This is a genomic window from Eikenella corrodens (assembly GCF_900187105.1).
Taxonomy (GTDB): Bacteria; Pseudomonadota; Gammaproteobacteria; order Burkholderiales; family Neisseriaceae; genus Eikenella; species Eikenella corrodens.
Genome location: NZ_LT906482.1, coordinates 521385 through 537405, shown reverse-complemented (window position 1 = coordinate 537405; position 16021 = coordinate 521385). Strand labels below are relative to the sequence as shown.

General features: G+C 52.9%; 9 protein-coding genes, 2 tRNA genes and 3 rRNA genes. 7 read left to right on the top strand and 7 right to left on the bottom strand.

Annotated features, from left to right (window positions below; all coding sequences use genetic code 11):
• Positions 1 to 243: 243 nt before the first annotated feature.
• From glyS to minC, 7 genes are all read right to left on the bottom strand, one after another.
• On the bottom strand, positions 244 to 2307 hold the full coding sequence (glyS, locus tag CKV94_RS02715) for a glycine--tRNA ligase subunit beta (protein WP_003825017.1): 2064 nt from the start codon (positions 2305 to 2307) through the stop codon (positions 244 to 246).
• A gap of 112 nt (positions 2308 to 2419) precedes the next feature.
• Entirely contained in the window at positions 2420 to 3331 is a 912-nt protein-coding gene (glyQ, locus tag CKV94_RS02710; protein WP_035581322.1) for a glycine--tRNA ligase subunit alpha, read from the bottom strand.
• A gap of 223 nt (positions 3332 to 3554) precedes the next feature.
• Positions 3555 to 4205 carry an IS1595-like element ISEco1 family transposase gene (locus CKV94_RS02705; RefSeq protein WP_064103257.1) on the bottom strand — a complete coding sequence of 217 codons (651 nt, stop codon included), beginning with the start codon at positions 4203 to 4205 and terminating at the stop codon, positions 3555 to 3557.
• A gap of 91 nt (positions 4206 to 4296) precedes the next feature.
• Positions 4297 to 5217 (bottom strand): hydrogen peroxide-inducible genes activator, encoded by a 921-nt coding sequence (locus tag CKV94_RS02700; protein WP_003825027.1) that lies wholly within the window; start codon positions 5215 to 5217, stop codon positions 4297 to 4299.
• A gap of 3 nt (positions 5218 to 5220) precedes the next feature.
• Complete coding sequence (gene minE, locus CKV94_RS02695) at positions 5221 to 5493, bottom strand: cell division topological specificity factor MinE (RefSeq protein ID WP_003825031.1); 273 nt, start codon at positions 5491 to 5493, stop codon at positions 5221 to 5223.
• A gap of 3 nt (positions 5494 to 5496) precedes the next feature.
• Positions 5497 to 6309 (bottom strand): septum site-determining protein MinD, encoded by an 813-nt coding sequence (gene minD, locus CKV94_RS02690; RefSeq protein WP_003825033.1) that lies wholly within the window; start codon positions 6307 to 6309, stop codon positions 5497 to 5499.
• 124 nt (positions 6310 to 6433) lie between these two features.
• Positions 6434 to 7153, bottom strand: a complete 720-nt coding sequence (gene minC, locus CKV94_RS02685; protein ID WP_003825036.1) for a septum site-determining protein MinC — start codon at positions 7151 to 7153, stop codon at positions 6434 to 6436.
• A gap of 205 nt (positions 7154 to 7358) precedes the next feature.
• Here minC and ruvC point away from each other — a divergent pair, with 205 nt between their 5' ends.
• The 7 genes from ruvC to CKV94_RS02650 all read left to right on the top strand — a co-directional run bounded on the left by ruvC (position 7359) and on the right by CKV94_RS02650 (position 15924).
• Positions 7359 to 7895, top strand: a complete 537-nt coding sequence (ruvC, locus tag CKV94_RS02680) for a crossover junction endodeoxyribonuclease RuvC (protein ID WP_003825039.1) — start codon at positions 7359 to 7361, stop codon at positions 7893 to 7895.
• Positions 7896 to 8209: 314 nt separating this feature from the next.
• Positions 8210 to 9751 (top strand): 16S ribosomal RNA (locus CKV94_RS02675).
• A 68-nt stretch (positions 9752 to 9819) separates the two neighbouring features.
• Positions 9820 to 9896 (top strand) — tRNA-Ile (locus CKV94_RS02670).
• A 35-nt stretch (positions 9897 to 9931) separates the two neighbouring features.
• Positions 9932 to 10007: transfer RNA gene (locus tag CKV94_RS02665), tRNA-Ala, on the top strand.
• Between the two features lie 329 nt (positions 10008 to 10336).
• Positions 10337 to 13220, top strand: a 23S ribosomal RNA gene (locus CKV94_RS02660).
• Positions 13221 to 13392: 172 nt separating this feature from the next.
• Positions 13393 to 13506: ribosomal RNA gene (gene rrf / locus CKV94_RS02655) — 5S ribosomal RNA — on the top strand.
• The 16S, 23S and 5S rRNA genes sit together here with 2 tRNA genes alongside, the layout of an rRNA operon.
• Positions 13507 to 13722: 216 nt before the next feature.
• Positions 13723 to 15924, top strand: a complete 2202-nt coding sequence (locus tag CKV94_RS02650) for a UvrD-helicase domain-containing protein (RefSeq protein ID WP_223417323.1) — start codon at positions 13723 to 13725, stop codon at positions 15922 to 15924.
• Positions 15925 to 16021 lie beyond the last annotated feature (97 nt).

Below are 16021 nucleotides of genomic sequence, written 5' to 3'. Positions count from 1 at the left end.
TACCCAACTGTTGCTGCATAAAGTCTATGCTAAAGGGTGTCGTTTTGCAGCTGGCCGAAACCGGACGTGGGGGCGGTGGAGATGTGCAGATTTTGCAATACCGCCCAATCATACATAGTAGCCTATGTGGTGGGCAGCGGGGCTTCAAACTAATCCCTGTGATAGTTTCATCAAGGTGGAAGCGATGAGTTCGTAATACATGGAGATTCAGGTAGCCTGCTGTGTGCCGGGCGGTTTGACGGCTTATTCACCCAGCTTGGTAATATCTGCCACAGCATTCATCTGTTCCGCCAAGCAGTTCAGCAGGTTCAGGCGGTTTTGTTTTACGGCGGGATCTTCCGCCATCACCATCACGCCGTCGAAGAAGGCATCGACTTGCGGTTTGACGGAAGCCAGTTCGGACAAGGCGGTTTGGAAATTGCCTTCGACAACAGCAGCGGCGATTTTCGGCTGCAAGCCTTGTGCGGCGGCATACAGGGCTTTTTCTTCGTTCTGTTGCAGCAGGCTTTCATCTACTTCGCCCAACTCGGCATCGGCTTTTTTCAGCAGGTTTTGCACGCGTTTGTTGGCGGCGGCGAGCGCGGCGGCTTCGGGCAGTTGTTTGAACGCGGTAACGGCTTGCAGTTTGGCGGTCAAATCGTCCAAACGGCGCGGCTGTTTGGCGAGTACGGCGGCAACGATGTCTTGCGGATAGTCGTTTTGCAGCAATACGGCAAGGCGCGCTTGCATGAAGTCGGCGGTTTCAGACGGCGTTTTCTCGTTGAGCAAACCTTTGGGGAAGCTGTCGAAGGTCGTCTGAATCAGCTCGTTCACGCCCAAGCCATACTGCATCAGCATCCGCAGGATACCCAAGGCGGCGCGGCGCAGGGCGTAGGGGTCTTTGTCGCCGGTCGGAATCAGACCGATGCCCCAAATGCCGACCAAGGTTTCCAGTTTATCAGCCAGTGCAACGGCAGTGGCAGTTTTACTTTCAGGTAGCCTATCACCGGCAAAGCGCGGCTGATAGTGCTGCTCGATGGCTTCGGCGATTTCTTCGGTTTCGCCGTCCAAGCGGGCGTAGTATTTGCCCATCGTGCCTTGCAGCTCGGGGAACTCGCCGACCATTTCGGTCACCAAGTCGGCTTTCGCCAAACGCGCGGCGCGTTCGGCTGCGGCGGCATCTGCACCCAAAGCTTTGGCAATGTGGGCGGCAATGCTTTGAAGGCGTTCGATACGCTCGGCTTGTGAGCCGATTTTGTTGTGGTACACCACATTTGCCAGCTTGGGCAGGCGGCTTTCCAAAGTCGCTTTTTGGTCTTGCTTGTAGAAGAACTCGGCATCAGACAGGCGCGCACGCAAAACGCGTTCGTTGCCTTGGATGATGTGCGACGGGTCTTCGGTTTGCAGGTTGGAGACCAGCAGGAAGCGGTTCATCAGCTTGCCGTTTGGGTCGAGCAGCGGGAAGTATTTTTGGTTTTGCTGCATGGTCAGAATCAGGCATTCCTGCGGCACGGCGAGGAAATGTTTTTCAAAACCGGCTTCTAAAACAACTGGGTATTCGACCAGCGCGGTAACTTCGTCCAACAGGGCTTCATCTGCGGCAACGGTCGCGTTCAGACGACCTGCCTGCTCGTTCAAGGCTGTCTGAATCGCGGCTTTGCGCTCGGCAAACGAAGCGACGACTTTGCCTTGCTCGCGCATTTGTGCGGCGTAGCTGTCGGCGTTTTCAATGGTGATTTCGCCGTTGGACAGGAAGCGGTGTCCCAAGGTTTGATTGCCGCTTTGCAAACCCAAAACGCTGACGTTCACGATGTCGCCGCCGTGCAGCACAACTAGCCCGTGAACAGGGCGCACAAAGGTAAACGTGCTGCTGCCCCAACGCATCACTTTCGGAATCGGCAGTTTCTTAACTGATTGATTGATAATGTCTTCCAAGAGTTCGCCCAACGGTTTGCCGGTTTGGACGTATTCGTAGGCGTACACATCCTGCTTGCCGTCGTAGACGATGGTCAAGTTTTCGATTTTCGCCCCCGCACCGCGCGCAAAACCTTCCAAAGCCTTGGTCGGCGCACCGTCTTTCATGGCATTCGCCACGGCAGGGCCTTTTTTCACGATTTTCTGATCGGCTTGCACGGCTTTGACGTTTTTGACTTGAACGGCCAAACGGCGCGGTGAGGCGTAGGCGGTAAATTCGGCTGATCCGTCAATCAGTTGCGCTCTTCCCAAGCCTTCAGCAACAGAAGCGGCGAAGTGGTTGCCTAAATTATTCAGGGCTTTGGGAGGGAGTTCTTCGGTGAGGAGTTCGATTAAAAGGGTTTGGGTGTTCATTGCAGCGTGTCGTTTGGTTTCAGGTAGCCTGCCGTTGCTGTAGATGGTGCTGGGTTTTTAATCAGGAGGCAGGCGGCACTTGTTTGTTAGGTTGGTGAGAATTCTAGCATTTTCAGGCTGCTTGCGCCTTGTTTTTAATCAGCGGGAAGCCCAGTTTCTCACGGCTTTCCACGTATTTATGCGCCACGGTGCGGCTCAGCGCGCGGATGCGGCCGATGTAGGTGGCGCGTTCTGTAACAGAAATGGCGCCGCGTGCGTCTAATAGGTTGAAAGTATGGCCGGCTTTGAGGACGAGTTCGTAGGCGGGCAGGGCGAGGCTGGTGTCTTCCACAGCCAGCAGGCGTTTGGCTTGCGCTTCGTAGTCGTTGAACTGGCGCAACAGCCAGTCGGCATCGCTGTATTCGAAGTTGTAGGTGGATTGTTCGACTTCGTTTTGGTGGTACACGTCGCCGTAGGTAACGGAGTTGCCGTCCGGCGTTTTCGCCCAAACGAGGTCGTAAACGTTTTCCACGCCTTGCAGGTACATCGCCAGGCGTTCGATGCCGTAGGTGATTTCGCCAAGCACGGGGGTGCAGTCGATGCCGCCGACTTGTTGGAAGTAGGTGAACTGAGTAACTTCCATGCCGTTGAGCCAAACTTCCCAGCCCAAGCCCCATGCGCCGAGGGTGGGGTTTTCCCAGTCGTCTTCCACGAAGCGGATGTCGTGCACTTTTGGGTCGATGCCCAATTCGCGCAGGGAATCGAGATAGAGGTCTTGGATATTGGCGGGGGCTGGCTTGAGGGCTACCTGAAATTGGTAGTAGTGCTGCAGGCGGTTGGGGTTGTTGCCGTAGCGGCCGTCTTTGGGGCGGCGGCTGGGTTGGACGTAGGCGGCAAACCACGGTTCGGGGCCGAGCGCGCGCAGGCAGGTGGCGGGGTGGGATGTGCCAGCACCAACTTCCATATCGAGCGGCTGGAGCAGGGTGCAGCCTTGGGCGGCCCAGTAGTTTTGCAGTTTGAAGATGATTTGTTGGAAGGTGAGCATGGTTGTGCAGGAAAGTTGGAAAAAATAATGGCGGTATTGTACTTGGTTTGCCGATTAAACAAAACAAAGCTAAAGGCTACCTGAAAAATGGTTGTTGGGATTTTCAGGTAGCCTTTTCATCTTTAAGGCATGGCTGAAGCACTGTGCTTCATCAGGCATTAGGGTTTGCCGCTTGCCGGCCGTTTTAAGGCTACCTGAAAAAATAAGGGGCTGTCCTAGATAACTAGGTTAGACTATCTTTTACCATTTGTTTTAACATGGCAATTTGAGATTTCATTTCATTGTTGTTAAATCGCCATTCGCACTCTTTCAAATACAGTTCGAAATGCTTTTTCGGAATGCCGTTGAATTTACGCAAATGGCGTTTGGCCTGACTCCAGAAGTTCTCAATCCCGTTAATGTGGTTTTGCCTGTCTGCAAAACAGGTGCGGTGATTGATGCGCAAGTGGTTAAACTCGCTAACATCCAATACATTGTAGGCACTGTGGCAATCAGTATAGACCACACTGTCCGGCCTTACCTTCTCCCGGATAATCGGCAGCAGGGTAGCCGACTGAGTATTGGCCACGGTAACGGTGTAAACCTTACCGTTACGCTTCAACAGTCCGAATACCACCACTTTTCCGGCTGCTCCGCGACCGCGTTTGCCTTTGCGGCAGCCGCCAAAATAGCTTTCATCTGCTTCTACTTCGCCATCAAACATTTCCAAGTGTTCGCAACGATTAAAGATAAGCAAGCGTAAACGGTGAAAGTAGTAGGCAGCGGTGTTTTTATTGACTCCGGCCAATTCGGCGGCAGTACGGGCGGTTGCTCCTGCAACGAACAATTCGATCAGTTTGTTTTGAACGGGCTGGCTGAGGCGACTTTTTCTCATAGGAATATTTTAATCAATTTTGAATATTCCTGGTTATCTAGGACAGCCCCAAAAATAATCAGACGATTTCAGGTAGCCTCTGCCAAACCGGCTAGGCTTCGGCAAAACGCACACCGGTAAGCTGGGATTTCAGAATGGCTTGGCGCAATGCCTGCAATGCCTGCGGTCGTACAAAGTTACGGCGCGAGGCCAATACGATGCGGCGGTTGGGTACGGGCGGCTCGAAGGGGATGATGGAAAACAGCAAGTGGTCGTTGTCCGTGAGGGCGCTGGAGGGCAGTACGCTGATGCCCAGGCCGCTGGCTACCATATGGCGGATGGTGTTGATGGAACTGCCCTGCAGGGTGTTGGCCAGGCCGAGGATGCGCTGGCGGGAGGCCAATTTGCTACAGCTTTCTAAAACTTGGTCGCGCATGCAGTTGCCTTCGCTGAGCAGCAGCACTTGCTGTTCTGTCAGCTGCTGCACGGATACGGCGTCGAGCTCTTCGAATTCGTGCCCCTTCGGCACGATGACGAAAAACGGCTCGTCATACAGCGGCTCGGTGATGATGCCCGGCTCTTGGAAGGGCTCGGCCACCACGATGGCGTCCAACTCGCCTTTTTTCAGGGAGTCGGTGAGGTTGGCGGTGTAGTGCTCTTCCAGCATCAGCGGCATATCGGGCGCCAGCTTGCGCAGCGACAAAATCAGGCGCGGCAAAAGATAGGGAGCCACTGTAAAAATCAGCCCCAGCTTAAACACGCCGGCCAGCTCATTTTGTTCGGAGGCGGCCAGGTGTTTGATGCGGTCGGCTTCTTCCAGCACGCGGTGCGCCTGGGTAATGATGCGCTCGCCAGTTTCGGTGGGCTTGACTTCGTTGCTGCTGCGGTCGAACAGCGAAACAGAAAGCTCTTCCTCCAGCTTTTTAATCGCAATAGAGAGAGTGGGCTGGCTGACAAAGCAGCGTTGGGCGGCACGGCCGAAGTGGCGTTCTTGTGCAACGGCCACAATATAGCGCAATTCGGTCAGAGTCATGATTTAGCTTTCTTCGTTTTTGCGTTGGATGTCTGGCAAAACGATGTTGAGCTCCAGAACATCTACGCCGTTTTGCGTTTCCTGCGAGATGCGGATGTCGTCGAGCGAAACGTGCACGTATTTCGACAATACTTCCAACAGCTCTTTCTGCAAGGTGGGCAGGTAGTCAGGCGCTTGGGATTTCACGCGCTCCTGCGCAATGATGATTTGCAGGCGGTCGCGGGCAATGCTGGCGGATTTGGGCTTCTTGCCAAACAATATATCAATCAATGACATGGCTTAACCTCCAAACAGGCGTTGCAGGAAGCCTTTTTTCTCTGCTTCCAAGAAACGCATTGGACGGTTTTCACCCAGCAGGCGAGCCACCACATCTTTATAAGCTTCAGCGGCAGGCGCGCCTTCCTGGTGGATGACAGGCAGGCCGACGTTGGAGGCTTGCAGCACGCTTTGCGATTCGGGAATCACGCCCAAGAGCGGGATGCGCAACACGTCTTCAATGTCTTTCACTGAAAGCATTTCGCCGCTTTCCACACGTTCGGGGTTGTAGCGGGTAATCAGCAGGTGTTCTTTCACCTGTTCACCTTTTTCGGCATGGCGGCTCTTGCTTTGCAGAATGCCCAAGATGCGGTCGGAGTCGCGCACGCTGGATACTTCTGGGTTGGTGGTGACGATGGCTTCGTCGGCAAAATACAGCGCCATCAGCGCACCGGTTTCGATACCGGCGGGCGAATCGCAAATCACGAATTCGAAGTCCAGTTTTTCGGTAAGCTCGGAGAGTACGCGTTCCACGCCTTCGCGGGTGAGTGCGTCTTTATCGCGGGTTTGCGAGGCGGGCAGTACGAACAGGTTGTCGCAATGCTTGTCTTTAATCAGTGCCTGGTGCAATGTGGCTTCGTTTTGGATAACGTTGATTAAGTCGTACACCACGCGGCGTTCGCAGCCCATGATGAGGTCGAGGTTGCGCAGGCCGACGTCGAAGTCGATCACGGCGGTTTTGTGTCCTTTTAAAGCCAGGCCGCTGGCGATGCTGGCGCTGGTGGTGGTTTTACCCACGCCGCCTTTGCCGGAGGTTACTACAATAATTTTTGCCACGGTTATGGTCCTTTCCCTTAGGTGAATCCGTTTTGTTGAAATTAGGTTGTTACGTTTGGCGGGCTACCTGAAAATTGTTTGCTGCCCTTTGTATTGTGTGTAGTCAAGTAAATGTATGTTACGTTCAAATAATCTCGCTGAGGGCGGCGATGGCCAGCCGCTCTTTTTGCAAATAGATCTGCACGGCCTGGCGGTGGAGGTGCGGCGGCAGCTGTTGGTCGAAAGTGCGGTAGATGCCAGCGATGGATACCAGCTCGGCCTGCATCGATTGGGCAAAAATGCGGGCATTTTGGTCGCCGCTGGCGCCTGCTAAGGCACGACCACGCAGGGGAGCATAAATATGAATATGGCCGTCGGCAATCACTTCGGCTCCTTCGTTTACTAAACCTAGTACGATCAGGTCGGCATTTTCGGCATACACCTGCTGGCCGGTGCGGATAGGTTTCTCCACCACCAGGGTTTGACGCACGGCGGGAGCGGGCGGGGTACTGGGCGTTTCATGTTGCGCATTTTCAGGTAGCCTTTTGTTTTCTTCACTATTGGCATTGTCGCAGCAAAAGGCTAAGTGATGGGCACGGGCGGCAGCCTGCCATTGTTCGTTGTGATGGCGCAGGGTGCCGATGGGCAGGCTGTGCTCGGCAAATAGGCCGAGCAGGCTGTCTAAATCCAGATTGTCCGGCGAGTCGAATGCCTGTACGTCGAGCAGCAGCGGCATATCGCTGAGTTCGCGGTATTGAGCGGCGCGCTCGGTGAGGGTTTGACGGATAGCCGCCAGCTCGGTGGTGTTGAGCTGGATGGCGAGCGCGTCAATACGGGCGGATTTGATGTCGAATGCTGGCTTCATCGGTGCGATGGAGTCGTAATTTAAGAATTGAAACGGCTCGCAGTTTACCGTTTTATGTAGGCTACTTCAAATTTGTGCGATGGTCGGCTTATTATCAGGCTACCTAAAAACTTAGCTTATAATGCGGCGAATCGCTTTCAGGTAGCCTGTTTGGCAAACTAGAGGCTACCTGAAAACCAGTTTGAGCAATTTAAATGGAAAAACTATGCAGAAGCCGATACGGATTTTAGGCATCGACCCGGGCAGCCGGGTAACGGGTTTTGGTGTGATTGATGTGCTGGGGCAGAGCCAGCGCTACGTGGCATCCGGCTGCATCAAAACCATCCCGGGCGACGAGCTGGCCGGGCGCATCGGCATTATTGTGCAGCACATTGGTGAGATTATCGATACTTACCAGCCGAACCAGGCGGCGGTGGAGCAGGTGTTTGTGAACGTTAATCCCGCTGCCACACTGATGCTGGGGCAGGCGCGCGGCGCGGCAGTAGCGGCACTGGTGTTGCGCGGATTGCCTGTATATGAATACACGGCTTTGCAGGTGAAGCAGGCGGTGGTGGGACAGGGTAAGGCGGCGAAGGAGCAGGTGCAGCATATGGTGGTGCAGATGCTGAAGTTGTCAGGGAAGCCGCAAGCTGATGCGGCCGATGGGTTGGCTGTGGCGCTTACCCATGCATTGCGTAATCATAGTTTAGCAGCCAAATTGCACAATGCTTCGCAAATTAAAGGTGGGCGCTTTCAGGTTTGATTTTCAGGTAGCCAGTGGTTGTTGTATTTGTGCTGGGTAAATTTCATTTCAGCTTAGATGTTTAGTGTTTTTGAGTGGTATTTTTGTTTTTAGGTATTTGACAAAGTTTTTTTTGAGGCGTATAGTTCGCATCTTCGCTGTCCCGCATGGCGCAATTTGTTTGTCGCCGGTTTGGTTCAGCAGCTCTTTAACAATCAGATTACCGATAAGTGTGGGTGTTTTACACCTGCACTGTTGAGAAGAAGACAAGACGATGTTTAACATTGTTCTGTCGATTTCTTTGAAGCAGACTAGAAGTTATTAAGTTAGAGATTGAACATAAGAGTTTGATCCTGGCTCAGATTGAACGCTGGCGGCATGCTTTACACATGCAAGTCGAACGGCAGCGGGGTAGTGCTTGCACTACTGTCCGGCGAGTGGCGAACGGGTGAGTAATATATCGGAACGTACCGAGTAATGGGGGATAACCAATCGAAAGATTGGCTAATACCGCATACGTCCTACGGGAGAAAGCGGGGGATCGCAAGACCTCGCGTTATTCGAGCGGCCGATAACTGATTAGCTAGTTGGTGGGGTAAAGGCCTACCAAGGCGACGATCAGTAGCGGGTCTGAGAGGACGATCCGCCACACTGGGACTGAGACACGGCCCAGACTCCTACGGGAGGCAGCAGTGGGGAATTTTGGACAATGGGGGCAACCCTGATCCAGCCATGCCGCGTGTATGAAGAAGGCCTTCGGGTTGTAAAGTACTTTTGTTAGGGAAGAAAAGGGAAGTGCTAATACCACTTTTTGCTGACGGTACCTAAAGAATAAGCACCGGCTAACTACGTGCCAGCAGCCGCGGTAATACGTAGGGTGCGAGCGTTAATCGGAATTACTGGGCGTAAAGCGAGCGCAGACGGTTATTTAAGCAGGATGTGAAATCCCCGGGCTTAACCTGGGAACTGCGTTCTGAACTGGATAGCTAGAGTGTGTCAGAGGGGGGTAGAATTCCACGTGTAGCAGTGAAATGCGTAGAGATGTGGAGGAATACCGATGGCGAAGGCAGCCCCCTGGGATAACACTGACGTTCATGCTCGAAAGCGTGGGTAGCAAACAGGATTAGATACCCTGGTAGTCCACGCCCTAAACGATGTCGATTAGCTGTTGGGCAACTTGATTGCTTAGTAGCGTAGCTAACGCGTGAAATCGACCGCCTGGGGAGTACGGTCGCAAGATTAAAACTCAAAGGAATTGACGGGGACCCGCACAAGCGGTGGATGATGTGGATTAATTCGATGCAACGCGAAGAACCTTACCTGGTCTTGACATGTACGGAACCTTCCAGAGACGGAAGGGTGCCTTCGGGAGCCGTAACACAGGTGCTGCATGGCTGTCGTCAGCTCGTGTCGTGAGATGTTGGGTTAAGTCCCGCAACGAGCGCAACCCTTGTCATTAGTTGCCATCATTTAGTTGGGCACTCTAATGAGACTGCCGGTGACAAACCGGAGGAAGGTGGGGATGACGTCAAGTCCTCATGGCCCTTATGACCAGGGCTTCACACGTCATACAATGGTCGGTACAGAGGGTAGCCAAGCCGCGAGGTGGAGCCAATCCCAGAAAACCGATCGTAGTCCGGATTGCACTCTGCAACTCGAGTGCATGAAGTCGGAATCGCTAGTAATCGCAGGTCAGCATACTGCGGTGAATACGTTCCCGGGTCTTGTACACACCGCCCGTCACACCATGGGAGTGGGGGATACCAGAAGCAGGTAGGGTAACCGCAAGGAGCCCGCTTGCCACGGTATGCTTCATGACTGGGGTGAAGTCGTAACAAGGTAGCCGTAGGGGAACCTGCGGCTGGATCACCTCCTTTCTAGAGAAAAAGTAGGGGTAGAGCATCCACACCTATCGGTAATCAGATACAGATGCGAAGAGAATGTTGGGTTTGTAGCTCAGCTGGTTAGAGCACACGCTTGATAAGCGTGGGGTCGGAGGTTCAAGTCCTCCCAGACCCACCAGTAGTCGTAGAGCGGAGCAGATCCGCCCAGGTACTGGGGGCATAGCTCAGTTGGTAGAGCACCTGCTTTGCAAGCAGGGGGTCATCGGTTCGATCCCGTTTGCCTCCACCACACAATACTTTCCAAATAAAAGTATGCTAAATATACGAGTAAGCTGCTGCATCTTGCAGTTTGCGCGGTAGTTTATTTTTATTTGCGAAGTCAAAACGCATCGATCTTTAACAAATTGGCAAGCCGAAATCAACAAACAAACGAAGTAGGGCTTATCTTTGAGATAAGTCATACAGAAATTTGGGTGATGATTGTATCGACCGAATCCTGAAACACAAAAGGCAGGATTCGGACACAACAAGCAGTAAGCTTTATCAAAGTAGAGGCCTTAAGCCCCAGCTGTAGTCAACGCAGCGCAGGCGAAGTCAAAAAGGCACTTCAAATGATAGAGTCAAGTGAATAAGTGCATCAGGTGGATGCCTTGGCGATGATAGGCGACGAAGGACGTGTAAGCCTGCGAAAAGCATCGGGGAGCTGGCAATAGAGCTTTGATCCGGTGATGTCCGAATGGGGAAACCCACACAGCAATGTGTATCCTAAGCTGAATACATAAGCTTAGAGAAGCGAACCCGGAGAACTGAACCATCTAAGTACCCGGAGGAAAAGAAATCAACCGAGATTCCGCAAGTAGTGGCGAGCGAACGCGGAGGAGCCTGTATGTGATAGTTGTCGGGATAGGAGAAGGAATTGGAAACTTCCGCCATAGTGGGTGATAGCCCCGTATCCGAAATTCCGGCAGTGGTACTAAGCATACGACAAGTAGGGCGGGACACGAGAAATCCTGTCTGAAGATGGGGGGACCATCCTCCAAGGCTAAATACTCATCATCGACCGATAGTGAACCAGTACCGTGAGGGAAAGGCGAAAAGAACCCCGGGAGGGGAGTGAAATAGAACCTGAAACCTGATGCATACAAACAGTGGGAGCACCTTATGGTGTGACTGCGTACCTTTTGTATAATGGGTCAACGACTTACATTCAGTAGCGAGCTTAACCGGATAGGGGAGGCGTAGGGAAACCGAGTCTTAATAGGGCGTCATAGTTGCTGGGTGTAGACCCGAAACCGAGTGATCTATCCATGGCCAGGTTGAAGGTGCCGTAACAGGTACTGGAGGACCGAACCCACGCATGTTGCAAAATGCGGGGATGAGCTGTGGATAGGGGTGAAAGGCTAAACAAACTCGGAGATAGCTGGTTCTCCCCGAAAACTATTTAGGTAGTGCCTCATGTATCACTTCCGGGGGTAAAGCACTGTTATGGCTAGGGGGTCATTGCGACTTACCAACCCATGGCAAACTCAGAATACCGGAAAGTGCAATCATGGGAGACAGACAGCGGGTGCTAACGTCCGTTGTCGAGAGGGAAACAACCCAGACCGCCAGCTAAGGTCCCAAATGATAGATTAAGTGGTAAACGAAGTGGGAAGGCTTAGACAGCCAGGATGTTGGCTTAGAAGCAGCCATCATTTAAAGAAAGCGTAATAGCTCACTGGTCGAGTCATCCTGCGCGGAAGATGTAACGGGGCTCAAATCTATAACCGAAGCTGCGGATGCACCTAGTGCATGGTAGGGGAGCGTTCTGTAGGCCTGAGAAGGTGTTTCGTAAGGAATGCTGGAGGTATCAGAAGTGCGAATGTTGACATGAGTAGCGATAAAGCGGGTGAAAAGCCCGCTCGCCGAAAGCCCAAGGTTTCCTGCGCAACGTTCATCGGCGCAGGGTGAGTCGGCCCCTAAGGCGAGGCAGAGATGCGTAGTCGATGGGAAACGGGTTAATATTCCCGTACTTGATTTAAGTGCGATGTGGGGACGGAGAAGGTTAGGTCAGCAAACTGTTGGAATAGTTTGTTCAAGCCGGTAGGTGGAAGGATTAGGCAAATCCGGTTCTTCATAACACCGAGAAGTGATAACGAGTATCTACGGATACGAAGTGACTGATACCACGCTTCCAGGAAAAGCCACTAAGCTCTAGCTTAAATCGAACCGTACCGCAAACCGACACAGGTGGGCAGGATGAGAATTCTAAGGCGCTTGAGAGAACTCGGGAGAAGGAACTCGGCAAATTGATACCGTAACTTCGGGAGAAGGTATGCCCTCTGAGGTGAAGGATTTACTCCGTAAGCTTTGGAGGGTCGCAGAGAATCGGTGGCTGCGACTGTTTATTAAAAACACAGCACTCTGCAAACACGAAAGTGGACGTATAGGGTGTGACGCCTGCCCGGTGCTGGAAGGTTAATTGAAGATGTGAGAGCATCGGATCGAAGCCCCAGTAAACGGCGGCCGTAACTATAACGGTCCTAAGGTAGCGAAATTCCTTGTCGGGTAAGTTCCGACCCGCACGAATGGCGTAACGATGGCCACACTGTCTCCTCCCGAGACTCAGCGAAGTTGAAGTGGTTGTGAAGATGCAATCTACCCGCTGCTAGACGGAAAGACCCCGTGAACCTTTACTGTAGCTTTGCATTGGACTTTGAAGTCACTTGTGTAGGATAGGTGGGAGGCTTAGAAGCAGAGACGCTAGTTTCTGTGGAGCCGTCCTTGAAATACCACCCTGGTGACTTTGAGGTTCTAACCCAGGTCCGTTAACCGGATCGGGGACCGTGCATGGTAGGCAGTTTGACTGGGGCGGTCTCCTCCCAAAGAGTAACGGAGGAGTTCGAAGGTTACCTAGGTCCGGTCGGAAATCGGACTGATAGTGCAATGGCAAAAGGTAGCTTAACTGCGAGACCGACAAGTCGAGCAGGTGCGAAAGCAGGACATAGTGATCCGGTGGTTCTGAATGGAAGGGCCATCGCTCAACGGATAAAAGGTACTCCGGGGATAACAGGCTGATTCCGCCCAAGAGTTCATATCGACGGCGGAGTTTGGCACCTCGATGTCGGCTCATCACATCCTGGGGCTGTAGTCGGTCCCAAGGGTATGGCTGTTCGCCATTTAAAGTGGTACGTGAGCTGGGTTTAAAACGTCGTGAGACAGTTTGGTCCCTATCTGCAGTGGGCGTTGGAAGTTTGACAGGGGCTGCTCCTAGTACGAGAGGACCGGAGTGGACGAACCTCTGGTGTACCGGTTGTCACGCCAGTGGCATCGCCGGGTAGCTAAGTTCGGGAAGGATAAGCGCTGAAAGCATCTAAGCGCGAAACCTGCCTGGAGATGAGACTTCCCTTGCGGTATAACCGCGCTGAAGAGTCGTTCTAGACCAGGACGTTGATAGGTGGGGTGTGGAAGCGCGGCAACGCGTGCAGCTAACCCATACTAATTGCTCGTGAGGCTTGACTCTATCATTTGAAGTGCTTTGCGGTGTAGAGACACCGGGAAGAGTACTCAATAGAATAAAGCTTACTGGAATCGATACACATTACCCGATTGTTTGGTTAGTAGCCGGACAGAACAGTTTGATTTGATTAACCGGAGTGACATTACCGGTGGCTTGACGATTTGTACAGTTTAAGTTTGGCGGCCATAGCGGTTTGGTCCCACGCCTTCCCATCCCGAACAGGACCGTGAAACGAACCAGCGCCGATGATAGTACGGATTACCCGTGCGAAAGTAGGACACTGCCAAACACCTATTTATGACACCCGCCTAACGGCGGGTGTCATTCTTTGTGGCGTAGAAGATAGATGTTCTACACAGTATTTGCCCATAAGAGGCTAACTGAAAGTTTAAGGTAGCCGCTTGAGCCTTGGAAAATTGTTTAAGTTGAACCAACCTTGCAGGAGGAAACAAGAGTTTTGGTTATATAATCCACGCTTCTTTTAGTTATTCCAACACTTCAGATCGTGCTTACATCAGCTCCACAAAACTCCCTACTTGCCGGCTTGAACAATGAGCAACTTTCTGCGGTAACCTGGCCGGCGCAATCTGCTTTGGTGCTGGCCGGTGCCGGCAGCGGTAAGACTAAAGTGCTTACCACCCGCATCGCTTGGCTCTTGCATAGTGGTCAAGCCAGCCTGCATTCGGTGATGGCGGTTACGTTCACTAATAAGGCTGCGAAAGAAATGCGTGCCCGGCTCGAAGCCATGTTGCCGCTTAATATTCGCGCCATGTGGCTGGGTACGTTCCATGGCCTGTGTCACCGATTTCTGCGTTTGCATCACAAAGAAGCTGGTCTGCCAGCTGCCTTCCAGATTTTAGACAGCAGTGACCAGCTCGCTCTAGTCAAACGCCTGCTCAAAGCCCTCAATATTTCCGAAGAAATCATCGCCCCGCGTGCCTTACAAGGCTTTATCAATGCGCAAAAAGAAGCAGGTTTGCGTGCTGCCGTGCTACATGCCAGTAATCCGTTTGAGCAGCGCCTGATTGAATGCTATGCCGAATACGATCGTCTGTGTCGGCAGGAAGGGGTAGCAGATTTTGCTGAACTCATGTTGCGTAGCTATGAAGTGTTGCAAAGTAACGAGATTCTGCGTACGCACTACCAAAACCGCTTCAACCACATTTTGGTGGACGAATTCCAAGACACCAATAAATTGCAATACGATTGGCTCAAACTGCTGGCAGGGCAACATGCTGCCGTATTTGCCGTGGGCGATGACGATCAGAGCATCTACCGTTTCCGTGGCGCGCGCGTGGGTAATATGGCTGATTTCATGCGTGAATTTCAGGTAGCCTCTCCTATCAAGCTGGAGCAGAACTACCGTTCGGTGGGCAATATCCTTGCTGCGGCCAATGCCGTGATTGCCCATAACGACGGCCGCTTGGGCAAGAACCTGCGCACTGAAGCCGAGCATGGTGAGAAAATCCGTTTCCTTTCCGCTTTTACCGACGGTGAAGAGGCCGAGTTCGTGGTAGAAGAAATCAAAGCCCTGCACCGCGACGGTATGGATTTGGCACAAACCGCTGTGCTTTACCGTAGTAATGCCCAGTCGCGCGTTCTCGAGCAAACCCTGTTCCGTGCCGGCCTACCTTATAAAATCTACGGCGGCCTGCGCTTTTATGAGCGGCAGGAGATCAAACACGCACTTGCTTATTTGCGGCTGGCGATTAATCCCGACGACGATAACGCCCTGTTGCGCGTCATCAACGTGCCCGCACGCGGTATTGGCAGCCGTACGGTGGAAAACATTCAAGCCGCTGCTTCGCAGGAAGGCATACCGTTGTGGCAGGCAGCCTGCCACGTAGCCGTGAAGAACGGCAAGGTAGCCACCTTTGTGCGCCTGATTGAAAGCTTGCGCGGCTGCATCGGCCAAGTCGGGCTACCTGATATTGTGGCCGAGGCCGTACGCAGCAGCGGCCTGTATGAGTATTACCAAAACCAAAAGGGCGATCATCAAGACCGCTTAGACAACTTAGACGAACTCATCCGAGCGGCTGAAGAATTCCACCCTGAAGACAGTACGTTTGAAACCCTGCCCGCTGATGTCGTAGAGAGCCCGGCATTCCCCGTGCTTGCCTTTTTGAGCAATGCTGCGCTTGAATCTGGCGAGAACCAGGCCGCCGCCGATGAGTCTGCCGTACAGTTGATGACTGTGCATGCGGCCAAAGGGCTGGAGTTTGACGCCGTATTCCTCACCGGCATGGAAGAAGGCCGTTTCCCCAGCGAATTGAGCCTGGCTGAACACGGCGGGCTGGAGGAAGAGCGGCGGCTGATGTATGTGGCCATCACGCGCGCACGGCAGCGGCTCTACATCAGCATGGCGCAACAGCGGATGTTGCACGGCCAAACCCATTTTGGTACCGTATCGCGCTTTGTGGAAGAAATTCCGCCCGATTTACTGCATTTACTCACTCCCGTGCTAAAACCACGTTTTCCCGTGCCCGAAGGCCGGCCTCAACAGCGCAGGGCAGAATGGGTTGCACCGGTGGCGAAGCAGGATTACGACGGCTTCAGCATCGGCCAAAATGTGCGGCACGCCAAATTCGGCACCGGCGTAATCATTGAGGGGGAGCGCAAAGCCGGCAGCGCCCGCCTCACCGTAAACTTTGGCAAGCAGGGCATCAAAGTGCTGGACACTAAATTTGCCAAACTGGAAGCTGTGTGAGTTTTCAGGTAGCCTTAGGGCTTGAAGCTAATTGCTTAACAGGCTACCTGAAAAACATCAGCCGAAACGTAGCCGAAAAATTCTTATTGACTATCAA